25 protein-coding genes are annotated in these 24,917 nt (G+C 68.2%); 18 read left to right on the top strand and 7 right to left on the bottom strand.

Annotated elements, in window-relative coordinates; all coding sequences use genetic code 11:
- Nucleotides 1–5: 5 nt before the first annotated feature.
- The 3 genes from AC5I49_RS20420 to AC5I49_RS20410 form a co-directional block, all read right to left on the bottom strand.
- A complete protein-coding gene (locus tag AC5I49_RS20420; RefSeq protein ID WP_495789809.1) occupies nt 6–980 on the bottom strand; it encodes a tripartite tricarboxylate transporter substrate binding protein in 975 nt (324 codons plus the stop codon).
- Nucleotides 977–2,230 (bottom strand): M20 aminoacylase family protein, encoded by a 1,254-nt coding sequence (locus AC5I49_RS20415; RefSeq protein ID WP_495789808.1) that lies wholly within the window; start codon nt 2,228–2,230, stop codon nt 977–979. Before AC5I49_RS20415 ends, AC5I49_RS20420 begins: the two co-directional genes overlap by 4 nt.
- Nucleotides 2,231–2,366: 136 nt before the next feature.
- Nucleotides 2,367–3,260, bottom strand: a complete 894-nt coding sequence (locus tag AC5I49_RS20410; RefSeq protein WP_197944794.1) for a LysR family transcriptional regulator — start codon at nt 3,258–3,260, stop codon at nt 2,367–2,369.
- A gap of 140 nt (nt 3,261–3,400) precedes the next feature.
- Between AC5I49_RS20410 and dkgB the strand changes: the two genes are divergently transcribed.
- Both dkgB and AC5I49_RS20400 read left to right on the top strand, forming a co-directional pair.
- Nucleotides 3,401–4,222 (top strand): 2,5-didehydrogluconate reductase DkgB, encoded by an 822-nt coding sequence (dkgB, locus tag AC5I49_RS20405; RefSeq protein ID WP_043791558.1) that lies wholly within the window; start codon nt 3,401–3,403, stop codon nt 4,220–4,222.
- Between the two features lie 158 nt (nt 4,223–4,380).
- Nucleotides 4,381–6,060: a long-chain-fatty-acid--CoA ligase gene (locus AC5I49_RS20400; protein ID WP_016449826.1), complete on the top strand. Its 1,680-nt coding sequence runs from the start codon at nt 4,381–4,383 to the stop codon at nt 6,058–6,060.
- A gap of 68 nt (nt 6,061–6,128) precedes the next feature.
- Here AC5I49_RS20400 and AC5I49_RS20395 read toward each other — a convergent pair whose 3' ends face one another.
- Entirely contained in the window at nt 6,129–7,574 is a 1,446-nt protein-coding gene (locus AC5I49_RS20395) for an L-lactate permease (protein ID WP_495789807.1), read from the bottom strand.
- Nucleotides 7,575–7,717: 143 nt separating this feature from the next.
- Between AC5I49_RS20395 and AC5I49_RS20390 the strand changes: the two genes are divergently transcribed.
- From AC5I49_RS20390 to AC5I49_RS20350, 9 genes are all read left to right on the top strand, one after another.
- Entirely contained in the window at nt 7,718–8,209 is a 492-nt protein-coding gene (locus AC5I49_RS20390) for an Lrp/AsnC family transcriptional regulator (protein ID WP_016449824.1), read from the top strand.
- Between the two features lie 81 nt (nt 8,210–8,290).
- Nucleotides 8,291–8,881 carry a TetR/AcrR family transcriptional regulator gene (locus AC5I49_RS20385; protein ID WP_013804518.1) on the top strand — a complete coding sequence of 197 codons (591 nt, stop codon included), beginning with the start codon at nt 8,291–8,293 and terminating at the stop codon, nt 8,879–8,881.
- Between the two features lie 136 nt (nt 8,882–9,017).
- Nucleotides 9,018–9,902 carry an NAD(P)-dependent oxidoreductase gene (locus tag AC5I49_RS20380; RefSeq protein ID WP_034363416.1) on the top strand — a complete coding sequence of 295 codons (885 nt, stop codon included), beginning with the start codon at nt 9,018–9,020 and terminating at the stop codon, nt 9,900–9,902.
- 22 nt (nt 9,903–9,924) lie between these two features.
- Nucleotides 9,925–11,121, top strand: coding sequence for an MFS transporter (locus AC5I49_RS20375; protein WP_034363546.1), 1,197 nt, complete (start codon nt 9,925–9,927; stop codon nt 11,119–11,121).
- Between the two features lie 199 nt (nt 11,122–11,320).
- Nucleotides 11,321–11,851, top strand: a complete 531-nt coding sequence (locus AC5I49_RS20370; protein WP_016449821.1) for a cupin domain-containing protein — start codon at nt 11,321–11,323, stop codon at nt 11,849–11,851.
- 188 nt (nt 11,852–12,039) lie between these two features.
- Nucleotides 12,040–12,870, top strand: a complete 831-nt coding sequence (locus AC5I49_RS20365) for an alpha/beta fold hydrolase (protein ID WP_239009536.1) — start codon at nt 12,040–12,042, stop codon at nt 12,868–12,870.
- Between the two features lie 22 nt (nt 12,871–12,892).
- Entirely contained in the window at nt 12,893–13,699 is an 807-nt protein-coding gene (locus AC5I49_RS20360; RefSeq protein ID WP_016449819.1) for an IclR family transcriptional regulator, read from the top strand.
- Nucleotides 13,700–13,753: 54 nt separating this feature from the next.
- Complete coding sequence (locus tag AC5I49_RS20355) at nt 13,754–14,551, top strand: aspartate dehydrogenase (protein WP_252652323.1); 798 nt, start codon at nt 13,754–13,756, stop codon at nt 14,549–14,551.
- Between the two features lie 103 nt (nt 14,552–14,654).
- Nucleotides 14,655–15,416: a 5'-methylthioadenosine/adenosylhomocysteine nucleosidase gene (locus tag AC5I49_RS20350; protein ID WP_016452051.1), complete on the top strand. Its 762-nt coding sequence runs from the start codon at nt 14,655–14,657 to the stop codon at nt 15,414–15,416.
- A gap of 12 nt (nt 15,417–15,428) precedes the next feature.
- On the opposite strand, the gene AC5I49_RS20345 is transcribed toward AC5I49_RS20350, so the two are convergent.
- The 3 genes from AC5I49_RS20345 to AC5I49_RS20335 all read right to left on the bottom strand — a co-directional run bounded on the left by AC5I49_RS20345 (nt 15,429) and on the right by AC5I49_RS20335 (nt 16,620).
- Complete coding sequence (locus AC5I49_RS20345) at nt 15,429–15,737, bottom strand: XRE family transcriptional regulator (RefSeq protein WP_016452050.1); 309 nt, start codon at nt 15,735–15,737, stop codon at nt 15,429–15,431.
- The gene (locus tag AC5I49_RS20340; protein ID WP_017406311.1) at nt 15,734–16,081 is read right to left on the bottom strand and encodes a type II toxin-antitoxin system RelE/ParE family toxin; all 348 of its coding nucleotides are present in this window, start codon (nt 16,079–16,081) and stop codon (nt 15,734–15,736) included. Before AC5I49_RS20340 ends, AC5I49_RS20345 begins: the two co-directional genes overlap by 4 nt.
- A gap of 263 nt (nt 16,082–16,344) precedes the next feature.
- Nucleotides 16,345–16,620 carry a hypothetical protein gene (locus AC5I49_RS20335; RefSeq protein WP_046989307.1) on the bottom strand — a complete coding sequence of 92 codons (276 nt, stop codon included), beginning with the start codon at nt 16,618–16,620 and terminating at the stop codon, nt 16,345–16,347.
- A 554-nt stretch (nt 16,621–17,174) separates the two neighbouring features.
- On the opposite strand from AC5I49_RS20335, the gene AC5I49_RS20330 reads away from it, so the two are divergent.
- Genes AC5I49_RS20330 through AC5I49_RS20300 form a run of 7 tightly spaced genes read left to right on the top strand, consistent with a single transcriptional unit; the run spans nt 17,175 to nt 24,897 of the window.
- Entirely contained in the window at nt 17,175–17,945 is a 771-nt protein-coding gene (locus AC5I49_RS20330) for an SDR family oxidoreductase (protein WP_012202888.1), read from the top strand.
- A gap of 12 nt (nt 17,946–17,957) precedes the next feature.
- A complete protein-coding gene (locus tag AC5I49_RS20325) occupies nt 17,958–18,851 on the top strand; it encodes an IclR family transcriptional regulator (RefSeq protein ID WP_034363426.1) in 894 nt (297 codons plus the stop codon).
- Nucleotides 18,844–19,641: an SDR family oxidoreductase gene (locus AC5I49_RS20320; RefSeq protein ID WP_016452046.1), complete on the top strand. Its 798-nt coding sequence runs from the start codon at nt 18,844–18,846 to the stop codon at nt 19,639–19,641. Before AC5I49_RS20325 ends, AC5I49_RS20320 begins: the two co-directional genes overlap by 8 nt.
- 34 nt (nt 19,642–19,675) lie before the next feature.
- Nucleotides 19,676–21,382, top strand: a complete 1,707-nt coding sequence (locus AC5I49_RS20315; protein ID WP_034363429.1) for a thiamine pyrophosphate-binding protein — start codon at nt 19,676–19,678, stop codon at nt 21,380–21,382.
- Nucleotides 21,383–21,417: 35 nt separating this feature from the next.
- The gene (locus AC5I49_RS20310; protein ID WP_017406709.1) at nt 21,418–22,893 is read left to right on the top strand and encodes an aldehyde dehydrogenase; all 1,476 of its coding nucleotides are present in this window, start codon (nt 21,418–21,420) and stop codon (nt 22,891–22,893) included.
- An 11-nt stretch (nt 22,894–22,904) separates the two neighbouring features.
- The gene (locus AC5I49_RS20305; RefSeq protein ID WP_252652319.1) at nt 22,905–23,867 is read left to right on the top strand and encodes a VOC family protein; all 963 of its coding nucleotides are present in this window, start codon (nt 22,905–22,907) and stop codon (nt 23,865–23,867) included.
- Nucleotides 23,868–23,919: 52 nt separating this feature from the next.
- Complete coding sequence (locus AC5I49_RS20300; RefSeq protein WP_495789806.1) at nt 23,920–24,897, top strand: Bug family tripartite tricarboxylate transporter substrate binding protein; 978 nt, start codon at nt 23,920–23,922, stop codon at nt 24,895–24,897.
- Nucleotides 24,898–24,917: the final 20 nt, after the last annotated feature.

Below are 24,917 nucleotides of genomic sequence, written 5' to 3'. Positions count from 1 at the left end.
GCGGACTATTCGATGCGCACGTCGGCCGCCTTGACGATGCGCCCGGACGCTTCCCAGTCGTCCTTGAGCAGGCGCTGGAATTCGGCGGCCGGCAGGGTGGCGGCTTCCACGCCCACGCGGGCCAGGCGCTCCTGGACCACGGGCTCGGCCAGCACCTTGCGCACGGCGGTGTTGATGCGCTCCACTTCGGCGGGCGGCGTGCCGGCCGGTGCCAGTAGGCCCAGCCAGGAGTCGAAGGCATAGCCGGGCACGCCGGACTCGGCCACCGTGGGCAGGTCAGGCAGGAAGCGCGAGCGTTGCTGGCCCGAGTAGGCCAGCAGCTTCACGCGCGGATCCTTCTGGAAGGCCAGCATGCCGATGGTGGCGCCCGTGACCAGCTGCACGCGGCCGGCCAGCAGCTCGGTGGTGGCGTCGCCCGTGGATTTCATGGGGATGTGCTGCAGCTTGATGCCCGCCTGTGCGGCCAGCGAGGCCGAGGCCAGGTGCGAGGCGCTGCCATTGCCGGCCGACGCATAGTTGAGCTGGCCGGGCTGGGTCCTGGCGCGCTGCAGCAGCTCGCCCAGGGTCTGCACGCCCGAGGCGGCCGGCACGCCCACCACATAGCCCGTGCGGCCCAGGAAGGACACGCCCACGAAGTCCTTGAGCGGGTCATAAGGCAGCTTCGCGTACAGATGGCCGGCCAGGTTGTGGCTGGCCGCAGCCAGCACCAGGGTGTTGCCGTCCGGCGCGGACTTGGCCACCTGGGCCGTGCCCACGCTGCCACCCGCGCCCGCCCGGTTTTCCACCACCACGGTGGCGCCCAGGGCCTGGCCCAGTTCATTGCTGAAGGTGCGTGCCACCGTGTCCTGCGTGGCGCCTGCGCCGAAGGGCACGACGATGCGGATCACGCGTTCGGCATGCACGGCCGGTGCCAGTCCCAGGGCCAGGGCTGCTGCCAGCAGAACGCGGCGGGTGACGGGAGAAGGATGAGAGGTTTTCATGGGGAATTTTCCTGGGTGACGGCAAGCCACCGCTCCACCAGCCGCACGAAGTAGCTGGCGCCGATGGCAAGGATGTCGTCGTTGAAGTCGTAGGAGCGGTTGTGGATCAGGCAGGGGCCGTCGCCATGGCCGGGCAGTCGGTGATCGCCCTGGCCGTTGCCGATGAAGGCGTAGCAGCCGGGGCGCGCCTGCAGCATGTGGGCGAAGTCCTCGGCGGCCAGCACGCCGGGGAACTGCGTGTCCACGGCGTCGTCGCCCGCGATCTCGCGCATCATGGCGGCGGCGAAGGCGGCCTCGGCCGCGTGGTTGACCAGGGGCGGCGAGGCGCGCCGGAAATGGATCTCGGCCCTGCAGCCATGGGCCAAGGCCGTGTGCTCGGCCTGGCGGCGCAGGGCGGCTTCGAGGATGTCCAGCGCCGCCACGGAGAAGGTGCGCACCGTGCCGCCCACCCAGGCGCTGTCGGGAATCACGTTGGGCGCGTCCGAGCCCTGGATCTGCGTGACCGCCAGCAGTGCGCGTTCGCGCGAATCCACATGGCGCGCGACCAGGGTCTGCAGCTGCTGGGCCAGATCAATGGTGGCGGCCACCGGATCGGTGCCCGTGTGCGGCAGCGAGGCATGCGTGCCCTGCCCATGCAGCACGATGCGGAAGGTGTTGCTGGAGGCCATGAGCGCGCCCGGGTTGAGCGCGAAGCTGCCCACGCGGTCCAGCGCGAAGTTGTGCAGTGCGAAGACCGCATCGCAGGGGAAGCGCTCGAACAGGCCTTCGTCGATCATCCTGCGTGCGCCGGCCTTGCCCATCTCTTCGGCGGGCTGAAAGATCAGGTGCACCGTGCCCGCGAAGTCGCGCGTGCGTGCCAGATGCCAGGCCGCGGCCAGCAGCATGGTGGTGTGGCCGTCATGGCCGCAGGCATGCATGCGGCCTGCGTGCTGCGAGCGGTGGGCGAACCGGTTTTCTTCCTGCAGCGGCAGCGCATCCAGGTCGGCGCGCAGGCCGATGGTGCGCGTGCCGTGGCGTGCGTACGTATGCCTGCCGTGCACCACGCCCACCACGCCCGTGCCGGCCAGGCCGGTGTGCACCTCCACGCCCCAGGCGGCCAGGCGTTCGGCCACGATGGCCGAGGTGCGGTGTTCCTCGAAGCCCAGCTCAGGGTGGGCATGCAGGTCGCGCCGCAGGGCCACGAAGGGCGCCATGTCGGCAAAGCTTTCGATCAGGTGGGGCAAGACGGTCTCCGGCCGCAGCCGGCCCATGCCTGCTGCGGCGAATCCCGGATTCTGTAAAACCGCCAGCCCTGCGGCAACGAAGCAAAACGCATATGCATGCGCCCTGCATGCACAAGCCGAACGGGCCGATCAAGCCGTTCAGGCGGACGTCGTCACAGGGCCCTCAGGACTGCGCCATGCGCTGCGCGAGAAAGTCCAGGAAGGCCGTGATGCGCGCGGCCAGCGCCGTGTTGCGGTAGTAGACGGCGTGGATGGGCTGGCGCTGCTGCACGGTCTCGCGCGCCAGCACCTGCACCAGCTCGCCCTGGGCGCGATCGCGCACGGTCATGAAGTCGGCCAGGCAGACCACGCCCTGGCCGGCCAGGGCCAGCTGGCGCATGGTCTCGCCGCTGGAGGCCGTGAGCTGGGGCGCGGCATCCCAGCGGTCGCCGCCCTCGGGCGTGCGCAGCGGCCAGTGGTTCAGGCCGGGCACCTGGCTGTTGCCAATGCGCTGGTGGCGCGCCAGCGCGGCCACGCTCGCCACGGGGCCATGGGCCTGCAGGTAGGCGGGGCTGGCCAGCACGCGCAGCACGCTGTGGCACAGCAGCCGCGCATGCAGCGTGGAGTCGCGCAGCTCGCCGATGCGGATGGCGATGTCGGTGCGCTGGGCCAGCAGGTCGATGTGCAGGTCATCGGTGTTCAGCTCCAGCGTGATCAGCGGATAGAGCGCGCGGAACTCGCCGACCAGCGGCACGATGGCATGCAGCATGAAGGGCGAGGCCGCGTTGACGCGCAGCAGCCCGGCCGGCGCCTGGCGCCGCGCGGCCAGCTCCTCCTCGGCCGCGTCCAGGGCCTGCAGCACCTCGCGCGCGCGGGCCAGGAAGCGCTGACCTTCCTCGGTCAGTTCCAGGCTGCGCGTGGTGCGCCGCACCAGGGTGGTGGCCAGCTTTTTCTCCAGGCGTGACAGGCTGCGGCTGATGCCCGAGGTGGTCTGTCCCAACTGCTCGGCCGCTGCCGTGATGCTGCCGCAGTCGATCACGGCGCGAAAGGCCTGCAACTCGTCCAGGGTGGTTTTCATGGGGCGCCAGCTTGGCGCAATTGTTGCTGCAGCGTCAAATATTTTCTGCCGATACCAGGCTTTATCTGCAAGCGTTAACCCGCCAGACTGCAGTCTTCGGGGTGTGGTTCCGCGCCTTGTTTGCTTTTTGAAAGACCTGCATGACATCGACTGCCTCTCTCGCTTCCGTGGTGCCCGCGTTCGGCCTGGGCACCTTCCGCCTCAAGGATGAGGTGGTGCGCCACTCCGTGGGCCAGGCCCTGGAGGTGGGCTACCGCGCCATCGACACCGCCCAGATCTACGGCAACGAGGCCGATGTGGGTGCCGCCATCGCCGCCAGCGCCGTGCCGCGCGATCAGCTCTTCCTCACCACCAAGATCTGGACCGAGAACCTGTCCGCCGACGCGCTGATCCCCAGCCTGGAGCGCAGCCTTGAAGCCCTGCGCACCGACCATGTGGAGCTGACGCTGATCCACTGGCCTTCACGCAGCGTGCCGCTGGAGGACAGCCTGGGCGCGCTCATGCGCGCCAGGGACCAGGGGCTGACGCGCCACATCGGCGTGTCCAACTTCAACATCGCGCTGCTGCAGCAATCCATTGCCGCCGTGGGCGCCGCGAACATCGCCACCAACCAGATCGAACTGAGCCCCTATCTGCAAAACCGTGCCGTCACCGACTTCGCACGCCAGCAGGGCATTCACACCACCTCGTACATGACGCTGGGCTACGGCAAGCTGCTGGCCGATCCCGTGCTGGCCGACATCGCCGCCGCCCACGGCGCCACGCCCGCCCAGGTGGCGCTGGCCTGGGCCATGGCCATGGGCTATGCCGTCATTCCCTCGTCCACCCGGCGCGCCCACCTGCAGGCCAACCTGGACAGCTGCCAGCTGGTGCTGGGCGCCGAAGACATGCAGCGCATCGCCGCGCTGGAACGCGGCGACCGCCAGGTCAGCCCAGACGGGCTGGCTCCGGCCTGGGATTGAACCGCGGTCGTGACGGAGGGCCTGGGCGGCCTGGCGAGCTTTGACCTGGAGCAACGCAATGCGGACCCTAGGGGTAGTACTAGGGTTATCACAGTATCGAACGACCGTGCTTTTTATGAGAATGCACGATTAGTCGAGACAACCAGGAGACAAGCAGCATGAGTGACCGCCCATGGCTGGGTGCCTATCCGGCAGGTGTGCCCGCCGACATCGATCCCTCCCAATACCCTTCGCTGGTGGCCCTGATGGAGGAGGCCTTCAGCCGCTACGCGGACCGTGTGGCCTATTCCTTCATGGGCAAGGAGCTGACCTACTCACAGGTCGATGCGCAAAGCCGCGCCTTCGCTGCCTATCTGCAGAGCCTGGGCCTGGCCCGCGGCGACCGCGTGGCGCTGATGATGCCCAACGTGCCCCAGTACCCCGTGGCCGTGGCCGCCGTGCTGCGCGCCGGTTTCGTGGTGGTCAACGTCAACCCGCTGTACACGGCGCGCGAGCTGGAGCACCAGCTCAAGGACTCGGGCGCCAAGGCCATCGTCATCATCGAGAACTTCGCCCATACGCTGCAGGCCTGCAAGGCCGCCACGCCCGTGCAGCACATGGTGCTGTGCACCATGGGCGACCAGCTGGGCATGCTCAAGGGCGCCATCGTCAATTACGTGGTGCGCAAGGTCAAGAAGCTGGTGCCGCCGTTCTCGCTGCCAGGGGCCGTGCGCTTCAACGACGCGCTGGCCAAGGGCATGCGCTCGCCCTTCCAGGCGCCGCAGCTGCAGGCCTCCGACATGGCCCTGCTGCAGTACACGGGCGGCACCACGGGCGTGAGCAAGGGCGCGGTGCTGCTGCACAGCAACATCATCGCCAACGTGCTGCAGTCCGAGGCCTGGAACCAGCCCGCCATGGGCAAGGTGCCGGCCGGCGAGCAGCCCACCAGCATCTGCGCGCTGCCGCTGTACCACATCTTCGCCTTCACGGTGAACATGATGCTGTCCATGCGCACGGGCGGCAAAACCATCCTGATTCCCAATCCGCGCGACCTCAAGGCCACGCTCAAGGAACTGTCCACGCAGCGCTTTCACAGCTTCCCGGCCGTGAGCACGCTGTTCAACGGCCTGGCCAACCACCCGGACTTCAACACCGTGGACTGGTCGCACCTGAAGGTCTCGGTCGGCGGCGGTATGGCGGTGCAAAGCGCCGTGGCCCAGCTGTGGCTGCAAAAGACCGGCTGCCCCATCTGCGAGGGCTACGGCCTGTCGGAGACCAGTCCCTCGGTCAGCTGCAACCCCGTCACCTCCACCGAGTTCTCGGGCACCATCGGCGTGCCCCTGCCCAGCACCTGGATGAAGCTCGTCGATGACGAAGGAAACGACGTGACCACCATCGGCGAGCGCGGCGAGGTCGCCATCAAGGGCCCGCAGGTCATGGCCGCCTACTGGCAGCGCCCCGACGAAACCGCCAAGGTCTTCACCGCCGACGGATATTTCCGCACCGGCGACATCGGCACCATGGACGAGCGCGGCTACTTCAAGATCGTGGACCGCAAGAAGGACATGGTCCTGGTCAGCGGCTTCAACGTCTATCCCAACGAAGTGGAAGACGTGGTCTCCAACTGCCCCGGCGTGCTCGAATGCGCCGTGGTCGGCGTGCCCGACGAGAAGACCGGCGAGGCCGTCAAGCTGGTCATCGTGCGCAAGGACGACAGCCTCACCGAACAGGCCGTGCGCGACTTCTGCCACGACAACCTCACGGGCTACAAGCGGCCGCGCGTGATCGAGTTCCGCACCGAACTGCCCAAGACCCCGGTCGGCAAGATCCTGCGCCGGGAGCTGCGCGACAGCAAGTAACGCAGGCGGCTTGCCGTGTTTGCAAAGAGGCGCTGCGGCGCCTCTTTTCATTGGGAGGGAACACGTCTTCAGAACACGCCCGGACCCGCCAGGACCAGCGCCGCCAGCGCCACGGCCGCCGCATTGAGGCAGGCCAGCGCAAAGCCGAAGCGCACCAGCTCGCCTTCTTCCTGCGCGGTGGTCCGTGCCAGGCCCAGCACCAGCATCACGATGGACAAAGAGCCCAGCGCCGCATGCCCGGCGGCGCTGTTGTGCACGGCGGCCAGCAGCAGGCGCGAGGACTCGGGCAGCAGGGCGATGGCGGGCATGAAGATCGCGTTGCCGCCCACGTTGGAGCCCGTCATGTAGCCGGCCAGCGCACCGAAGGCCGCCACGATGGGCGCCAGGGCCGCAGGCGCCAGTTCGGCCAGCAGCTGCACCAGGCCGGACAGGAAACCGGCCTTGACCATCATCTGGGACATGGCCAGAAAGAAGAAGATGGTCAGCAGCGGGCGCTTGGCGCGGGCGGCCAGAGCACCAGCCAGGGCAACGCCACGGCCGGCCCCGCGCGCCAGCAGCAGTGCCAGCACCAGGGTCAGCGCCACGCCCGGGGTGGCCAGCGGCTTCCAGGCCACCTGGGCGCCCTGCACGATCCAGCGCTGGTCCCACTGCGTGGCCAGGGCCAGCAGCTTGAGCAGCACGATGGCAAGGGCCAGCGCCAGATACGGCCAGGCCTGTCGCGGCCAGCCGGGTGCCGCCTGGGCCGTGCCGCGCAGCAGCAGTGCGCGTACCAGCATGCCCAGCGCCACCGCAAAGCCTGCGCCCACGCCCGCCACCTCGGGACCCAGCCAGCGGCTGATGCCATGCAGCACGCCCACGAACAGCAGGCCAAAGCCGCCCAGCAGCAGCCAGGCCCGCGCACCGCGCTCGCCTGCCAGGTGCAGGGACAGGGCGCCCAGCACCAGGAACACCGGCGCGCTGGTCAGCGAGGACACAGCGGCCAGCGCGGCCGCATCCACATGGGCCAGCGAGGCTCCGATCACCGTGGCCAGGCCCAGCGTGCCCCAGGGCATGATGGCCATGCCCGCCAGCGCCATGCGCAGTGCGGCGCGCCGCTCGAACAGGCTCAGCAGCAGCGGCACGGTGGCGATCAGCGACACGCCAAAACCCGTCATCGCCTCCAGCAGCGGCGCCAGGCCCAGCACGATGAACACCACCTGATCGGCCGGCCCCAGGCCCAGCGAGCGCACCCACTGGCTCAGCGCCTGGTTGACACCCATGCGTTCGATGAGGATCACGAAACCCAGGCCCGGCACGATCACGAAGGCCGTGCTCAGGAACAGCACGCCCGTGTCGCGCGCTGCGGCCAGGGCGGCGCCGGAAGCGGCGGTGCCCTTCGCCATCCAGGCATCGACCAGCCACAGCAGGGCGACCAGCGCCGCCCCGGCCATGGCCGCCTGCACAGGCGGGCGGCGCAAAACCATGAGCATGGACATCACAAGAAACACGGGAGACAGGTGGAGCAGGGTGGCCATGGGATGGGCTTTCTCGGCAGGCAGGTCCGCATGCGTTGGATGCGGAAAACGACGAAATACTATTTCGCAGCACCTGTTTTTTGGTCTCTGAATTGAGGGTGTTTGCGAGAAAATTTCTCACCCTCCAAAAGTCCTCGCGTCCCATGACCAAGCACACCGCCCACCCTGCACACCTGGCCGACCTCGACGGCTTCGACCGCGCCATCCTGGCCATCGTCCAGCGCGACAGCACGGTACCGCTGCGCCTGCTGGCCGAGCAGGTCAACCTGTCCACGGCCGCCGTGCAGCGCCGCCTCAAGCGCATGCAGGCCGAAGGCGTGATCACCGGCCAGGCCGCCACCGTGGACCCCACGCGCGTGGGCCGGCCCATCACCATCATCGTGGAGGTCATGACCGAGCGCACCAGCATCGATGCGCTCAACGCCATGAAATCGCACTTCGCCGTGCCCGAGGTCCAGCAGTGCTACTACGTCACGGGCGAGGTGGACTTCGTGCTCGTGCTCACCGTGGCCACCATGCAGGAGTACGAGGCCCTGGCGCGGCGCCTGTTCGCCGAGAACCCCAACGTCAAATGGTTCAAGACCATCGTGGCGCTGGACCGCGTGAAGGTCGGGCTGGAAATTCCCTGCGAGTGAAGGCCCTTTGGCGCAATCTTGACAGCCGCTAAACGGCCGCCTACATTGAATGGAATGATCGTTCCAATTCAATGAGCCACCATGCGCACCAAGGACTTCGACCCCGATGACATTGCAGACGCCGCCATGCAGGTGTTCTGGCAGCGCGGCTACGCGGCCACCTCGGTGCAGGACCTGGTGGACGGCACGGGCCTGTCGCGCAGCAGCCTGTACGGCACCTTCGAGAACAAGCAGGGGCTGTTCCAGCATGCGCTGCGCCGCTATGAGGCCGTGACCACCTCCAACGTGGAACTGCTGTCCGGCCCGGGACGCGCCCGGGACCTGGTGCGGCAGCTGCTGCTGCGCATCGTGCAGGACGAATTGAGCGATGCCGGGCGCCGGGGCTGCCTGGTCGCCAATGCCGCGCTGGAGCTGGCCGGCCATGACGAGGCCGTGGCCGAGAGGGTGGCCGGCAACTTCCAGCGCCTGCAAAAGGCGCTGGAAAAGCTCATCCTGCGCGGCCAGCAGGAAGGCGACATCACCGACAGCAAAAAGCCGCGCGCCCTGGCGCGCTTCGTCCTGAACACCGTGCAGGGCCTGCGCGTGCTGGGCAAGGGCAGCAGCGCGCCGCAGCGCCGCCAGTGCCTGATGGATGTGGTCGACGTGGTCGACATGGCGCTGCAGGCGCAATAGCCGGCCACCCGCCACCCGCCGCGCGCATGTCGTGCCGTTGCGGGTTTTTATTTTCCTTGAATTGGAATGATCGTTCCAGTAATCCGGATCTCAGTTTTCCGTGTCTGTTCCACTCTCTCATCACCCAGGAGTTCCCATGCATTCAAACCTTCAAACCACCATTGCCGTGCTCGGCACGGGCCTGATCGGTGCGCCCGTCGCGCGCAACCTGCAACGCAAGGGCTTCACCGTCCGCGCCTGGAACCGGACGGCCGCCAAGGCCCAGGCCCTTGCGACCGACGGCGTTCAGGCCTGCGGCGATGCGGCCGACGCCGTGCGTGGCGCCCGCATCGTCGTCACCGTGCTCAAGGACGGGCCGGCCGTGCTGCAGGCCATGCAGGCTGCAGCGCCCGCATTGCAGCCGGGCACACTGTGGCTGCAACTGAGCACGGTGGGTGTGGATGCCATCGCGCCGCTGGCGCAGTTCGCCGATCGACATGGCCTGGTGTTCTACGACTGCCCCGTGCAGGGCACGCGCCAGCCGGCCGAGCAGGGCCAGCTGGTCATCCTGGCCGCAGGCCCGCTGGCGCAGCGCGGCCAGGTGCAGCCGGTGTTCGATGCCATCGGCAAACGCAGCCTGTGGATTGCGCAGCAGGCAGGCGCCGCCAGCCGGCTCAAGCTGGCGCTCAACCACTGGGCCTTCGCACTCACGCATGGCCTGGCCGAAAGCCTGGCGCTGGCCAAGGGGCTGGACATAGAACCGGCCCTGGTGGTCGATGCCGTCACGGGCGGGCCCATGGACAGCGGCTTCTTCCAGGCCAAGGCCGCTGCCATGCTGTCAGGCCGCTACGACGCCAGCTTCACCGTGGCCAATGCCGTCAAGGACGCGCAACTGGTGGCCGATGCCGCCGCCGGCGCAGGCCTGCTGCTGGATGGCGCCCAGGCCGGGCTGCGCCGCTTCGAGCGCGCGCTGGCCGCCGGGCATGGCGACAAGGACATGGCGGCATCCCACCTGGCATCCCATCCAGCCTCCCATGCCTGAGATGCGCAGCAAGGACAAGGCAATGAATTCGCCCATGGACACCTCCTTCGACACAGGCCTGCCACTGGGCAGGCTGCTGGCCCTGGCGATGGCAGGCTTTCTGGCCATCATGACCGAGGCCCTGCCGGCCGGCCTGCTGCCGCAGATCGGCACGGGACTGGCTGTGTCCGAAGCCATGGCCGGCCAGATGGTCACGTTATACGCGCTGGGTTCGGTACTGGCCGCCATTCCCGTCGTGGCCGCCACGCGCGGCCTCAGGCGCCGGCCACTGTTCATGGCGGCGGTGGGCGGGCTGCTGCTGTTCAACAGCCTCACCGCGCTGTCCGGCCACTACGGCCTGACCCTGGCCGCGCGCTTTGCCGCAGGCATGGCTGCGGGCGTGATCTGGGGGCTGGTGGCCGGCTATGCGCGGCGCATGGTGCCGCCGCATCTGCAGGGGCGCGCACTGGCCGTGGCGGGCGTGGGCCAGCCATTGGCCCTGGCGGCCGGCGTGCCGCTGGGCGCCTGGCTGGGCAGCCTGTTCGACTGGCGCGGCGTGTTCTGGGCGCTGTCGGCGCTATGCCTGCTGCTGCTGGCCTGGGTGCGGCTGGGTGTGCCGGATTACGCCGGGCAGACGGCGCAGCAGCGCCTGCCCGTGGCGCGCATCCTGCTCATGCCCGGCGTGCGCCCCGTGCTGCTGGCGCTGTTCGGCTGGATGCTGGCCCACAACATGCTCTACACCTTCATCGCGCCCTTCCTGGCTTCGGCGGGTCTGGGGCAAAGGGTGGATGGGGTGCTGCTGCTGTTCGGCCTTGCGGCTATTGCCGGCATCTGGCTCACGGGCCTGCTGGTGGACCGCTGGCTGCGCGCACTCACCGTGCTGAGCCTGGCCTTGTTCGCCGTGTCTGCGTTGGTGCTGGGCCTGGCCGGGCAGTCGGCCGTGGCCGTTCTGATCGGCGTTGCGGCCTGGGGCCTGAGCTTTGGCGGCGCGCCCACGCTGCTGCAGACCGCGCTGGCCGACGCGGCAGGCGAGGGCGCCGACGTGGCCCAGTCCATGCTGGTGACGGTCTTCAACCTGGCCGTGGCGAGCGGCGGCGTGGCCGGCGGACTGCTGCTGGGCTGGCTGGGTGCCCGCGCCTTGCCCTGGGCGCTGGGGGTGTTGGCGCTGGCCTGCCTGTCCGTGGTCTGGCCGGCCAGCCATGCGGGCTTTCGGCCTGGGCGGCGCAGCATGGCTGCCTGAGGCACGGCCATCGCTGTTGCACCCGCATCGCTGTTCCCTAACAGACGGGGCAGCAAAGGGGCCACATGCCGCTGCGCATGTGGCCCTTGTTGCGTGCGATCAATCTTCCTATAATTGTTTTATCCCATGAACTGTGATTCATGGATAAAACAAATGGCACCTTCCCCGCCATGATCCACCGACGTTGATGGAGAGACACATGTCCGAATCCGCTCAGAACACGCCCCGCACCTGGGACCAGCCCGAAGGCTCCAGCTTCGAACAATGGATGGAATCGCGCGTGGCGCGGTTTTCCACGCGCAAGTACGACTTCGACGCGCTGAAGTTCCAGGCCGACTTCGATCCCAAGTACCGCCGTGGCCAGATGCGCTACATCGGCACGGGCGGCACGGGCGTGGCTGCGGACAGCAACACCATTCCGGCCGAGCACTTCACCTTCTCCACCATGGTCATCCCGGCCGGCAATGAAGGCCCCTCGCACCTGCACACCGATGTGGAGGAAGTCTTCTTCCTGATCCGCGGCAAGCTCAAGCTCGTGCTGGAGAAGGACGGCCAGCGCTTCGAGACCATCCTGACCGACCGCGACGTGGTCTCCGTGCCGCCCGGCGTGTACCGCGAGGAAATCAACATCGGCGACGAAGACGCGCTGATGTGCGTGATGCTGGGTGCCAAGAAGCCCATCACGCCCACATACCCGCCCGAGCACCCTCTGGCAAAAATCAAACGCTAGAAATGGAGCACCCCCTGAGGCGCTTCGCGCCTTCCCCCTTGAAAGGGGGACGACAGCCTCGCGGCGGGGCGGTGCAGCCGGCGCAGGCCCTCGCTTGCTGTCCCTGGCGTGGATCGTGCCAGTCTCATGGCTGAAGGGCCATGCCATCGCCATGGATAACTGAAATGACCCCCTCGGTAACAGCATGCATGGAGCAGCGCCTTCAGGCGCAGTTCCCCGAACATCTCATCGCCCTGCCCGGGGGCGCCCAGGTCGCCTGGCGCGAGGCCGGCGACACGGCCTCGGACTTTGCCGTGGTGATGCTGCACGGCATCAGCTCGGGCGCCGCCTCCTGGCTGGACGTGGCCCTGGCGCTGGCGCCGCGCACGCGTGTGCTGGCCTGGGACGCGCCCGGCTATGGCCGCTCCACACCGCTGGCACCCGCCGCGCCCACGGGCGCCGACTACGCCCGCGTGCTGGAGCAGTCGCTGCAGGCGCTGGGCGTGCGCCGCTGCCTGCTGGTGGGTCACTCGCTGGGTGCGCTCATGGGCACGCCCTGGGCGGTGCAGGCCGGTGCCGGGCGCGTGCAGCAACTGGTGCTGATCAGCCCCGCTGGCGGCTATGGCGCACCCGGCATGGGCGAGCAGCAGGCCAAGGTACGCCAGGGCCGTCTTGCGGCCCTGCAGGAAAAAGGCATCGAAGGCCTGGCCGCCGCCATCGACCAGCGCCTGGTCTCGCCCGCCGCGCCCGAGCCCGTGCGCCAATGGGTGCGCTGGAACACGGCACGCCTGCATGCCGCAGGCTACGCCCAGGCCGTGGAGCTGCTGTGCGGCAGCGACCTGGGGCAGGCGGCGGGGCGCCTTGCCATGCCGGTCGAGGTCTGGGTGGGAGAGCACGACGTGGTCACGCCGCCGGCTGCCTGCGCGGCCTGGGCCGCAAGACTGGGGGCGCGGTACGTTACGCTTGCGGCAGCCGGCCATGCCTCTGTCGTCGAACAACCTGCGGATGTCGCACAGAGGCTGGCCACCCTGCTGACCTGATGGCCTACCTGCCCGAATTGCGATGAGCGATACCTCCGAAACCCTCTCGAACGACAACGACCGCTACACCGTCCCCGCGCTGGAGCGCGGCCTGCGCCTGCTGGCCTGCTTCACGCCTTCGCAGCCCGTGTGGAGCGCGCCCGACCTGGCGCGCACCCTGGCGCTGCCCCGGTCCACGGTGTTCCGGATGCTGACGACGCTGGAGGGCATGGGGTATCTGCAACGCTCGGGCACCGAATACCGGCTGGGCCTGGCCGTGCTGCGCCTGGGTTACGACTACCTGTCCACCCAGCCGCTGGCCCAGCTGGCCGAGCCCGTGCTGCAGTCGCTGTGCGACCGGCTGGGCTTCACCACCAACCTGGCGCTGCTGGACGGCACCTCCGTGGTCTACGTGGCGCGCATCGCGCCGGCCGGCGCCTTCCAGGGCGCCGTGCGCGTGGGCTCGCGGCTGCCGGCCCATGCCACCGTGCTGGGCCGGGCACTGCTGCAGGACATGGACGCGGACCAGCTGCGCGCCCTGTTCGGCGGCAGCGAACTGCCCCAGTTCTCGGAAAGCACGCCGCGCAGCGTGGAACAGTTGCTGCAGTTGCTGCAGCAGGACCATGAACGCGGCTACGCCATGGGCGAGGGCTTCTACGAGCCCGGCGTCTCCAGCATCGCCGCGCCTGTGCGCGATGCGCAGGGGCGCATCGTGGCGGGCCTGGGCATGGCCGTGGCCTTCACCGAAATCGCTCCCGGCCGCATGGCCGACTGGGTGGAGCAGGTACGTGCCGCCGCCGATGAGCTGGCCGGCCACCTGCGCACCCAGCATCCCGGTTTTCTGCGCTGAACGGATGGTGGACACACCGGCCGCCAGCGCATTCCTTCCCAGAAAGATATGACGATGAAGATTGCTGTGATTGGCTGCGGTGCGATTGGCGCCAGCGTGCTAGAACTGCTCAAGGGACATGCCACCGTGCAGGTGGGCTGGGTGCTTGTGCCGGAAGTGACCGACGCCGTGCGCGCCACCCTGGCCCTGCATGCGCCCCAGGCGCGTGCCGTGCCTGCGCTGGCGGCCGAAGACCGGCCCGACCTCATCGTGGAGTGCGCGGGCCATGCCGCCATCGAGGAGCATGTGCTGCCCGCCCTGCGGCGCGGCATTCCTGCCGTCGTGGCCTCCATCGGCGCACTCAGCGCCCCGGGCATGGCCGAGGCCGTGCAGGCGGCGGCCGAGGCCGGAGGCACCCAGGTGCAATTGCTGTCGGGTGCCATCGGCGGCGTGGATGCGCTGGCCGCTGCGCGCATCGGCGGCCTGGACGAAGTGGTCTACACCGGCCGCAAGCCGCCCCTGGCCTGGACCGGCACGCCCGCAGAACAGCGCTGCGACCTCGCCAGCCTCCAGGAAGCCTTCTGCATCTTCGAAGGCAGCGCGCGCGAGGCCGCCCAGCTCTACCCCAAGAACGCCAACGTGGCCGCCACCCTGTCGCTGGCCGGCATGGGCCTGGACCGCACCACGGTGCGCCTGTACGCCGACCCGGGCGTGGACGAGAACGTGCACCATGTGGCCGCGCGCGGCGCCTTCGGGTCCATGGAATTGACCATGCGCGGCAAGCCGCTGGCGGCCAACCCCAAGACCTCGGCCCTCACCGTCTACAGCGTGGTGCGCGCCGTGCTCAACCAGGCCACGGCCATCGCCATCTGAGCCGCGCCGGGCACAGGCTCGCGGCACAATGGGCGCTTTCGCCCCGCAGGCGGCCCCCGGGCCGCCTTTACTTTTTCCCTGTGCCGTTGAAAGAGAAGCCACCATGACCATCGCCATCCTCAGTGCCCTGCCGCAGGAACAGGAAGGCCTGGTCCATGCCCTGTCCGACGCCCAGGGCACGGCCCACGCCGGCCGCATGTTCTGGCGCGGGCGCCTGCACGGGCACGACGTGGTCTGCGCGCTGTCGGGCATAGGCAAGGTGGCGGCCGCCACCACGGCCACGGCGCTGATCGAGCGCTTCGGCGTGCGCCGCATCGCCTTCACCGGCGTCGCCGGCGGCCTGGGCGAAGGCGTGCGCGTGGGCGATGTCGTCGTGGCCGACGAATACCTGCAGCACGACCTGGACGCCTCGCCCATCTTCCCGCGCTGGGAAATGCCCGGCTACGGACGCACGCGCCTGCCCTGCGACCCTGAAATGACCGCCGCGCTGCTGGCGGCTGCCCAGGCCTGCGTTGCCGAGGCGGGCGAAGACCTGCGCGCCGCCCACGCCACCACGGCGCCGCGCGCGCACCAGGGGCTGATTGCCAGCGGTGACCAGTTCGTGGGCACGGCGGGCGCTTCTTGCGCCCTGGCGCAGGGCCTGCGTGCTGCAGGGCATGAGGTGCTGGCGGTGGAGATGGAAGGCGCCGCCGTGGCGCAGGCCTGCCTGGACTATGGCGTGCCGTTTGCGGCCATGCGGACGGTTTCCGATCGGGCGGATGACAGTGCGCATGTGGACTTTGCGGAGTTTGTGAGGGTGGTGGCGAGTCGGTATGCGTTGCGGGTGGTGGATGGGTTTTTGCGGCGGCTGTCGGCGCAGCGCTGAGCGGTCGTGCTTTTATGCCGCTGATGCCTGGAAAACCGTCGCATCGTCCAGTTCAAAGTGCAAAGCCGTGCCAAGCGCCACGCTGGCGCGGGCCAACGTGGCCAGGGTGACGCCGGTGTCGTTTTCGTCCAGCAGGCGGTTCACCACCATGCGGCTGGTGCGCATGCGTGTCGCCATCTCGGTCTTGCTGACTTTCTGGGCTTTCATCGCCTGTGCGAATTGCGAGGAAATCACCCGCTTCACTGCGATAGCTGTGGCCTCCTCAAGCAGGCCTTCTTCTTCGAGGAAGTCATCGAAATTGCTGCCTAGATGTTTGTTCATGGGGTATTCCTCAGCTTCTTGAGCCGGTTTCTGGCAGTTGTCAGATCCGGCGCGGGGGTCTTGGCCGACTTCTTGATGAAGCCATGCAGCAGAACCATTTTTCCATTCTGGGCCGTGAATAGGACACGTGCGATGCCATCGCCAATGCTGCACCGCACCTCCCACAGTCCTGGCTCCATCTTGCGTACTACGGGCATGCCCAGAGGCCAGTTGTATTGGACAGTCTTGATATCGGCGCCGATGGCTTTGCGGTCTTCCACCGTAAGTTCAAGAAGCCAGTCACGCACGGGCTCCTTGCCGGCATCGGACCGGTAGAAGACAACGGAAAGAATGGGCTCTTCCATCGGAAAAGTGTATCTAAAAAAGTACTATTTTGCTGCGTATCTTTACTGATGACCGTGTAGCCCGTGTGTCATCGGAGGCCAAAGCCTTGACGCTGGACGCGAGGGGAATTCCTGCTACTGCGATTGCTTGGTTTCGATGCCTGGTTCCTGGCCTGGCAGCCGATGGCCCATCTTGATGCGCCAAGAAAGGTCAGGTCAAAGACGGCAACCCGAATGCCCGCGACCCCTTCGCTGCGCTCGGCCGGATGTGGCCGCACTCGTGGCTATGGGCTTTGAGTGGGGTCGCAACCTACGCTTCTGGCTTCGCCTTGCACATAGTCGGCCAGTGACTCAGCGCCATCGCGGATGGCGCGCAGTGCGTGAGCCATGGCTTGCGGACGTCGCAAGTCTTCTGGGGCATGGAGGCTGGCCAATGCAAGTTGGGCCAGGGCCCGTATTTCGTTGCAGCCTTCCTGTACCCATCCATTGGTTTCGGTGATGGTGCGAGCCAGTTGCTCGAAGCTGGCGCGTGTGGGAAGAGCGGTGCGCTGATCGTTCATGTTTTCGTACTCCTGTGCGAGACGGAAACACCCGACCTGCGTTTTCAAGCGCAGAAAGGGTGGATGGGATGTTGAAAACACGCACACAGACGTGCGGGCAGCCTTGCGGGTAGCCCCATCCCATCCAAAACCGTGTGGACGTGCGGGTGCGATGCCCACTGTCCAAGTGTTCAGACGTGACGAGGCCTCACTTTCGGGGAGGCTCTGCCGCTGTGTGTTGATGGTGTTTTCAAGCACCAGCCCCGGAACAGGGGGCCACCGAAATCATAGAGGCATTCCACAACCCCGCCTCAAACCCCAGGCCGAGCGAAGCGACGGCCCGCACCCCACTCCCCGTATGAACGCGCCCGCAGGGCGGGCATGTCCTCGCAAGCCATAAAAACGCCCCCATCCAAAACACACCCAGACACACCTCTGTCATCCATTTCCCACACGTCTCCGTGTTTTCCCCAATCCCACCCCGAACCATCAGTCCTAAACTCACGATTGTTTCAAGAAAAAAGTGTCATTTCAAATTTGAAACAGACACAAACCCCCTTCGATTGAGGTACGCCATGAACACCACGCCCTCCACAGGCCAGCTTGCCGGCCGCCGCATCCTCGTCACAGGCTCGGCGCGCGGCCTGGGCTTTGCGTTCGCCAAGGCCTTTTGCGAGCAGGGCGCGCGTGTCGCCATGGCCGATCTGCGCGAGGAGCTGCTGGCCGAGTCCGTGGCCCGGCTGCGTGCGCAGGGCTTCGAGGCCCATGGCTTCGGGCTGGATGCCGGCAATCCGGAGTCGATAGAGCGCTGCGCGCAGCAGGCCGTGCAGGCGCTGGGCGGGCTGGACGGCCTGGTGAACAACGCGGCCGTGACCGATTCGGGCGGCAAGGGCATGGACGACATCGATCTGGACAAGTGGGACCAGGTGATGAACGTGAACGTGCGCGGCGTGTGGCTGATGACGCGGGCCTGCCGCGCCGCGCTGCGCGACAGCGGCCGGGGTGCCATCGTGAACCTGGCGTCCGACACCGCGATGTGGGGCGCCCCCAACCTGATGGCCTATGTGGCCAGCAAGGGCGCTGTGATGGCCATGACGCGTTCCATGGCGCGCGAGCTGGGCGCCGACGGCATCACCATCAACGCCGTGGCGCCGGGCCTGGTGCTGGTGGAGGCCACGGAATACGTGCCCGAGCACCGCCACCGCCTGTACATCGACCAGCGCGCGCTGCAGCGCGAGCAGCGGCCCGAGGATGTGTCGGGCGCCGTGGCCTATGCGCTGTCCGATGGCGCGCGCTTCGTGACGGGGCAGGTGCTGCCCGTCAACGGCGGCTTCGTCATGAATTGAAGGGGTTTCGCCATGACCGACACCCCCTCTTCCGGGAATGCCGAGAGCGCCGAGAGCGCGGACAACGGCACCGACAAGTACATGGTGCCCGCGCTGGAGCGCGGCCTGCGCCTGCTGCAGGAGTTCGGGCGCGGCAATGCCACGCTGGGCGCGCCCGAGCTGGCCCGCCGCCTGCAGCTGCCGCGCGCCACGATTTTCCGCATGCTCAACACGCTGGAGGCCATGGGCTTTCTGCAGCGTGCCGAGGGCAGCAATGACTACCGGCTGGGCCTGTCCGTGCTGCGCCTGGGCTTCGAGTTCCTGTCGTCCATGGACCTGACCGAGCTGGGCCAGCCCGTGATCGCGCGGCTGTGCGGCGAGATCCGCTACCCCTGCAACATCGTGGTGCGTGATGGCCGCTCCATCGTCTATGTGGCCAAGGTCACGCCACCCACGCCGCTGACCAGTTCGGTGCGCGTGGGCACGCGCCTGCCTGCCCATGCCACGGCACTGGGCCGCGTGCTGCTGGCCGACCTGTCCCTGCCCGAGCTGCGCGCGCTCTATCCCGAAGAGCACCTGGAAGCGCACACGCCCAAGACGCCGCGCACGGTGCTGGACCTGTTCAACCTGGTCGAGGCCGACCGCGAGCGCGGCCATGTGTTCAGCGAAGGCTTCTACGAAAGCTCCATCTGCACCATCGCCGCCCCCGTGCGCGACCACAGCGGCCGCGTGGTGGCGGCGCTGGGCACGACGGTCCCCGCGCCCCATGTGGAGGAGGGCCGTGCCGTGACCCTGATCGCCGGCGTCTGCGACGCGGCGGCCGAGCTGTCCGAGCTGCTGAACTACCGCCCGCAAACGCAGACGCAAACGCAGACGGCACAGCTGCTTTCCCTCAATTCCCGGCGCGCAGGAGGCGGCCATGTTTGATTCCCAACTCAAGGACACCACGGCCGTCGTCACCGGCGGCTCTTCGGGCATTGGCCTGGCCACGGTCGATCTGCTGCTGTCGCAGGGCGCGCGTGTCGCCCTGTGCGGGCGCAGCGCCGAACGCCTGGAGCAGGCCGTGCAGCAACTGCGCGGACGCCATCCCGAGGCCCGCCTGTTCGCCCAGGCCTGCGACGTGCTCGACGCCGCCCAGGTGCAGCAATTCGCGCGCGACAGCGAGGCTGCGCTGGGTCCGGCCTCCATCCTCGTGAACAACGCGGGCCAGGGCCGGGTCTCGACGTTTGCCAGCACCGACGATGCGGCCTGGACCGAGGAGCTGCACCTGAAGTTCTTCTCGGTGCTGCATCCCACGCGCGCCTTTTTGCCGCAGCTCGAGCGCACGGCGCAGCCGGCCATCGTCTGCGTCAATTCGCTGCTGGCCTCGCAGCCCGAGCCGCACATGGTGGCCACCTCGGCCGCGCGCGCCGGCCTCAAGAACCTGGTGCGCTCCATGGCCACCGAGTTCGCGCCCAAGGGCGTGCGCGTCAACGGCATCCTGGTCGGCCTGATCGAGTCCGGCCAGTGGCGCCGCCGCTTCGAGGCGCGCGAGGACCGCAGCCAGGACTGGAACGCCTGGAGCGCCGACCTCGCCCGCAAGAAGTCCATTCCGCTGGGCCGCCTGGGCTCGCCCGACGAGGCCGCGCGCGCCATCTTCTATCTCGCCACGCCCCTGTCCTCCTACACGACCGGCAGCCACATCGACGTCTCCGGTGGTCTTGCACGGCAAGCGTAGTGCTCCAGCCCCTTCACCCGATTCAAAGCAGAACATGACTTCTTCCGCATCCAAAATCACCGTCGGCGCCGTTGTGGCCCAGTTCCTCGAACACTGCGGCGTGCAGGCCGCGTTCGGGGTGATCTCCATCCACAACATGCCCATCCTGGACGCGATGCATGCGCGCGGCAGGGTCCGCTTCGTGATGGCGCGCGGCGAGGCCGGCGCCGGCAACATGGCCGATGCCTGCGCGCGTTCCACCTCCAGCCTGGGCGTGTGCATCACCAGCACCGGCCCGGCCGCAGGCAACATCGCCGGCAGCCTGGTGGAGGCCTATACGGCCGGCACGCCGCTGCTGCACATCACGGGCCAGATCGAGACGCAGTACCTGGACCAGAAGCTGTCCTACATCCACGAGGCGCCCGACCAGCTGACCATGCTGGGCGCCGTGTCCAAGGCGGCGTTCCGCGTGCGCAGCGCCGAGACCTGCCTGTCCACCCTGAAGGCCGCCGTGCAGGCCGCCATGACCGCGCCGACCGGCCCGGTGAGCGTGGAGATTCCCATCGACATCCAGCAGACCGTGATCGACATGCCGGCCGACCTGTCGCCGCTGCCGGTGGCCGTGCTGGCCCCCAGCGAGGCCGCGCTCGACGCCCTGGCCGACACGCTGGCCAAGGCGCGCCGCCCGCTGCTGTGGCTGGGTGGCGGCGCACGCCACGCAGTCGCTGCCGTGCAGCGCCTGAAGGCGCTGGGCTTCGGCATCGTCAGCACGGGCCAGGGCCGCGGCATCGTGGCCGAGGACGATCCGGCCTCGCTGGGCGCCTACAACATCCAAAAGCCCGTGGAGGCCTTCTACCAGCGCTGCGACGCCATGCTGGCCGTGGGCACGCGCCTGCGCAGCAACGAGACGCTGAAGTACGAACTGAAGCTGCCGCGCCCGCTGCTGCGCATCGATGTGGACGCCGCCCAGCAGGGCCGCTGCTACGCCGACGACGGCTTTGTCTGCGGCGACTCGGCCCTGGCGCTGACGGGCCTGGCCGACCGGCTGGAGGCGCGCGGCTACAAGGCCGACCCCGAGCTGCTGGCCGACCTGCGCCAGGTGCACGACGAGGCCGTGGCCACCATGCGCGACGGCCTGGGCCCGTACAGCGTGCTGGTGCAGGAGCTGCAAAAGGCCGTGGGCCGCAACTTCAACTGGGTGCGCGACGTGACCGTCTCCAACAGCACCTGGGGCAACCGCGAGCTGCGCTTTTTCGAGCCCAACGCGGGGGTGCACGCCACGGGCGGCGGCATCGGCATGGGCATGCCCATGGCCATCGGCGCTGCCGTGGGCGCGGCGGTCAGCGGCTCGGGCCGCAAGACGCTGGGCCTGGCGGGCGATGGCGGCTTCATCCTGAACCTGGGCGAGCTGGCCACGCTGGTGCAGGAAGAGTGCGACACCCTGATCGTGCTGATGAACGACCAGCGCTACGGCGTGATCCAGAACATCCAGGACGCCTCCTACGGCGGCCGCCGCTGCTATGTGGAGCTGCACACGCCCGACTACGCGCAGCTGTGCGCCTCCATCCAGCTGCCCCATGCCCGCGTGCAAGACCTCAAGGAGCTGCCGGCGGTGCTGCAGTCGGCCTGGACGAAGAAGGGCCCCTTCCTGCTGGAGATCGACATGCGTGCCATCGGCAATTTCAAGGCCACGTTCTCTGGCCCGCCCGTGAACAAGCTGGACCAGATCCCGGCCACCACCACGGCCACCAAGGCCGCCTGAGGCGGCTGGATTCGAACGAACGAGAGAGGCTCACCATGTCGAACCTGGAACTGCTCCCCATCAACATCGCCGGCGAATGGCGCCTGGGCGGCGGTGGCGAATCCACCACGCTCTATCCCGCCACCGGCGAAGTGGTGGGCCGCCTGCGCGCGCCCAGCCTGGAGGATGTGGAGGAGGCCATCCAGAAGGCCGACCACGCCTTCCGCACCAGCGGCTGGGCCCAGAAAAAGCCCCATGAGCGCGCGGCCGTGCTGCACCGCGTGGCCCAACTGATCCGCGAGCGCGCCGAGCCCCTGGCCCAGCTGCAGCGCCTGGACAACGGCAAGCCCATCAAGGAAACACGCATGCTGGTGGCCAGCGCCGCCGCCACCTTCCAGTTCTTTGCAGCCGCCTGCGAGACCATGGAGGAAACCATCACGCCCTCGCGCGGCGACTTCATGACCATGAGCGTGTACGAGCCCATGGGCGTGGTGGCGGCCATCACGCCGTGGAACTCGCCGATCGCCAGCGAGGCGCAAAAGCTGGCGCCCGCGCTGGCCGCCGGCAACGCCGTGGTCGTCAAGCCCGCCGAGGCCACGCCGCTGCTGGCGCTGGAGCTGGCGAAGATCTGCGAAGAGGCCGGCGTGCCCAAGGGCCTGGTCAGCGTGCTGCCGGGCCGGGGCTCGGTGATCGGCGACGCCATCACCAAGCATCCGCTGGTCAAGCGCGTGTCGTTCACGGGCGGCACGTCCACGGGCAAGCACATCGCCCACATCGCGGCCGACAAGATGATGCCGGTCTCGCTGGAGCTGGGCGGCAAGTCGGCCACCATGGTGCTGGCCGATGCCGACATCGACCATGCCGTCAACGGCGTGCTCTACGGCATCTTCAGCTCCTCGGGCGAGTCGTGCATTGCGGGCTCGCGCCTGTTCGTGGCGCGCAGCCTGCATGCCGAATTCATGCAGCGCCTGACGGCCAAGGCCGCCGCGCTGCAGGTGGGCGACCCGGCCGACGAGCGCACGCAGATGGGGCCGCTGATCACCGCCAAGCACCGCGAATCCATAGAGAGCTATGTGGCCCTGGGCCTGTCCGAGGGCGGCCGGCTGCTCACGGGCGGCCAGCGGCCCGAGGGCGCGCAGTTCGAGCGCGGCTACTACTACCGACCGACCATCATCGACGGCGTGAAGAACGACTGGCAGATCTGCCAGCAGGAGATCTTCGGCCCCGTGCTCGTGGCCATGCCCTTCGACAACGAGGACGACTTGCTCGCCCAGGCCAATGACAGCGTCTACGCGCTGGCCGCCGGCATCTGGACGCGCGACTACAAGAGCGCCTGGCGCATTGGCCGCGCCGTGCAGGCCGGCACCGTCTGGATCAACACCTACAAGCAGTTCTCCATCTCCACGCCCTTCGGCGGCTGGCGCGACAGCGGCCTGGGCCGCGAGAAGGGACGGCTGGGCATACAGCAGTACATGGAGCAAAAGAGCATGTACTGGGGCTTGAACGAGAGCCCCATCGCTTGGGCAAATTGAAGGAGCACGACATGAGCGTACTGGGCATAGACGAAATCACCTACGGCGCGGACGACCTGGCCACCTGCCGCCGCTTCTTCCTGGACTGGGGCCTGGCGCTGGTGCAGGAAGCGGACGACCGGCTGGTGTTCGAGACCCTCAACGGCTGCCGCGTGATCGTGGCCGCCGTGGACCATCCCGATCTGCCGCCCGCCATCGAGGCCGGCCCCACGCTGCGCGAGGTGGTCTGGGGTGTGGAAAGCGAGGTGGACCTTGCGCTGTACGCCAGCCGCATTGCCGCGCTGCCGGGCTTCACACAGGGCCAGGGGCGCATAGGCTGCACCGACCCCAACGGCCTGTCCGTGCGCCTGCAGGTCACGCAAAAGCGTGATGTGGATGTGCAAGGCGCCGCCTACAACACCTGGAACCGCAAGGACCGCGTCAACCAGGCCAGCCCGGCCTACGAACGCGCCCAGCCCATCGAGGTCGGCCATGTGGTGTTCTTCGTCAAGGACGTGCAGGCCTGCGAGCGCTTCTACGTGGACAACTTCGGCTTCGCAGCCTCGGACCGCTACCCCGAGCGCGGTGCCTTCCTGCGCTGCGCACCCGACGGCGGCCACCACGACATCTTCCTGCTGCAGCGCCCCGCCAAGGACGCTGGCCTGAACCACGTGGCCTTCACGGTGCGCGACATCCACGAGGTCTTCGGCGGCGGCATGCACATCTCGCGCTGCGGCTGGGACACCCAGCTGGGCCCGGGCCGCCATCCCGTGTCCTCGGCCTATTTCTGGTACTTCCGCAATCCGGCCGGCGCCCTGGTCGAGTACTACGCCGACGAGGACCAGCTCACCGCCGACTGGCAGCCCCGCGAGTTCGAGCCCGGCCCCACGGTGTTTGCCGAATGGGCCATCGATGGCGGCATCGACGGCAACACCCGGCGCCAAAAGGGCGTGGGTACCAGCGACGGGAAATTCATCACCGACAAGCGGCATTGAGACCGCGCCTGACGGCCTACCCCCACAACCCAACCACCCCACGGCCCCCACCATGAACAAGTCACGTCGCCAGGTTTCTCTTGCCGCTGCATTCCTGGCTGCAGCCACGCTGTCCGGCACCGCGATGGCCCAGGCCTATCCGGCCAAGCCCATCACCATCATCGTGGCCTATCCGGCCGGTGGCGACACCGATGCCATGGCGCGCCTGTATGCCGAGAAGCTGTCCACGCGCCTGGGCCAGCCCGTGCTGGTGGACAACCGCCCCGGCGCCAGCGGCACCATCGGCAGCGTGCATGTGGCCAAGGCCTCGCCGGACGGCTACACGCTGCTGCTGGCGCCCAATACCTTCGCCATCGCGCAGTTCGTGCTCAAGACGGCCTCGGGCTCCAGCTACGACGTGCTGCACGGCTTCACGCCCATCGTGCAGACCAGCGTGCAGCCCATGTTCGTGGCCACCAACCAGGCCTCGGGCATCAAGGACATGAAGACCCTGATCGCCCAGGGCAAGCGCGACGGCCTGACCTACGCCAGCCCCGGCAGCGGCTCGCCCATGCACATCCTGGGCGAGATGTTCAACCGCGCCGCCGGCACGCGCATCGCCCACATTCCCTACAAGGGCGTGGCACCCGCCGTCAACGACCTGATCGGCTGCCATGTGCCCACGACCTTCATGACCTGGGGACCGATCGCGCCCTACGTCGGCGGCAAGGTCGCCGCCCTGGCCGTGGCCGACAGCCAGCGCAGCGCGCTGGCCCCCAATGTGCCCACCCTGGCCGAGCTGGGCGTCAAGGATGTGGAAGTGTCCGCATGGCAGGGCCTGTTCGGCCCCAAGGGCATGTCGCCCGAGACCGTGAAGCTGCTGAACACGCACCTCAACGAGATCCTGAAGATGCCCGACGTGGTCTCCAAGATGGCCACCTTCGGCGCGCTGCCCGCAGGCGGCGAGCCCGCGCGCCTGGAAAAGACGAATGCCGCCGATTTCAATCGCTTCGGCAAGCTCATCAAAGACCTGGATATCAGGGCTGATTGAGCACCCCCCACACAAGACAG

It is taken from the genome of Delftia sp. (assembly GCF_059499305.1).
The sequence above is the reverse complement of the archived record's forward strand: the minus strand, read 5'-3'. Positions and strand labels throughout refer to the sequence as shown.

Excerpts from the sequence above, each read along its gene's own strand:
- AC5I49_RS20420 (WP_495789809.1), bottom strand. The coding sequence starts at position 980 with ATGAAAACCTCTCATCCTTCTCCCGTCACCCGCCGCGTTCTGCTGGCA.
- AC5I49_RS20380 (WP_034363416.1), top strand. The coding sequence starts at position 9,018 with ATGCATTCAAACCTTCAAACCACCATTGCCGTGCTCGGCACGGGCCTG.
- AC5I49_RS20365 (WP_239009536.1), top strand. The coding sequence starts at position 12,040 with ATGGAGCAGCGCCTTCAGGCGCAGTTCCCCGAACATCTCATCGCCCTG.
- AC5I49_RS20400 (WP_016449826.1), top strand. The coding sequence starts at position 4,381 with ATGAGTGACCGCCCATGGCTGGGTGCCTATCCGGCAGGTGTGCCCGCC.
- AC5I49_RS20390 (WP_016449824.1), top strand. The coding sequence starts at position 7,718 with ATGACCAAGCACACCGCCCACCCTGCACACCTGGCCGACCTCGACGGC.
- AC5I49_RS20310 (WP_017406709.1), top strand. The coding sequence starts at position 21,418 with ATGTCGAACCTGGAACTGCTCCCCATCAACATCGCCGGCGAATGGCGC.
- AC5I49_RS20330 (WP_012202888.1), top strand. The coding sequence starts at position 17,175 with ATGAACACCACGCCCTCCACAGGCCAGCTTGCCGGCCGCCGCATCCTC.
- AC5I49_RS20395 (WP_495789807.1), bottom strand. The coding sequence starts at position 7,574 with ATGGCCACCCTGCTCCACCTGTCTCCCGTGTTTCTTGTGATGTCCATG.
- AC5I49_RS20340 (WP_017406311.1), bottom strand. The coding sequence starts at position 16,081 with ATGGAAGAGCCCATTCTTTCCGTTGTCTTCTACCGGTCCGATGCCGGC.
- AC5I49_RS20345 (WP_016452050.1), bottom strand. The coding sequence starts at position 15,737 with ATGAACAAACATCTAGGCAGCAATTTCGATGACTTCCTCGAAGAAGAA.
- AC5I49_RS20360 (WP_016449819.1), top strand. The coding sequence starts at position 12,893 with ATGAGCGATACCTCCGAAACCCTCTCGAACGACAACGACCGCTACACC.
- AC5I49_RS20305 (WP_252652319.1), top strand. The coding sequence starts at position 22,905 with ATGAGCGTACTGGGCATAGACGAAATCACCTACGGCGCGGACGACCTG.
- AC5I49_RS20325 (WP_034363426.1), top strand. The coding sequence starts at position 17,958 with ATGACCGACACCCCCTCTTCCGGGAATGCCGAGAGCGCCGAGAGCGCG.
- AC5I49_RS20315 (WP_034363429.1), top strand. The coding sequence starts at position 19,676 with ATGACTTCTTCCGCATCCAAAATCACCGTCGGCGCCGTTGTGGCCCAG.
- AC5I49_RS20355 (WP_252652323.1), top strand. The coding sequence starts at position 13,754 with ATGAAGATTGCTGTGATTGGCTGCGGTGCGATTGGCGCCAGCGTGCTA.
- AC5I49_RS20320 (WP_016452046.1), top strand. The coding sequence starts at position 18,844 with ATGTTTGATTCCCAACTCAAGGACACCACGGCCGTCGTCACCGGCGGC.
- AC5I49_RS20385 (WP_013804518.1), top strand. The coding sequence starts at position 8,291 with ATGCGCACCAAGGACTTCGACCCCGATGACATTGCAGACGCCGCCATG.
- AC5I49_RS20350 (WP_016452051.1), top strand. The coding sequence starts at position 14,655 with ATGACCATCGCCATCCTCAGTGCCCTGCCGCAGGAACAGGAAGGCCTG.
- AC5I49_RS20300 (WP_495789806.1), top strand. The coding sequence starts at position 23,920 with ATGAACAAGTCACGTCGCCAGGTTTCTCTTGCCGCTGCATTCCTGGCT.
- AC5I49_RS20335 (WP_046989307.1), bottom strand. The coding sequence starts at position 16,620 with ATGAACGATCAGCGCACCGCTCTTCCCACACGCGCCAGCTTCGAGCAA.
- AC5I49_RS20370 (WP_016449821.1), top strand. The coding sequence starts at position 11,321 with ATGTCCGAATCCGCTCAGAACACGCCCCGCACCTGGGACCAGCCCGAA.
- dkgB (WP_043791558.1), top strand. The coding sequence starts at position 3,401 with ATGACATCGACTGCCTCTCTCGCTTCCGTGGTGCCCGCGTTCGGCCTG.
- AC5I49_RS20375 (WP_034363546.1), top strand. The coding sequence starts at position 9,925 with ATGAATTCGCCCATGGACACCTCCTTCGACACAGGCCTGCCACTGGGC.
- AC5I49_RS20415 (WP_495789808.1), bottom strand. The coding sequence starts at position 2,230 with ATGGGCCGGCTGCGGCCGGAGACCGTCTTGCCCCACCTGATCGAAAGC.
- AC5I49_RS20410 (WP_197944794.1), bottom strand. The coding sequence starts at position 3,260 with ATGAAAACCACCCTGGACGAGTTGCAGGCCTTTCGCGCCGTGATCGAC.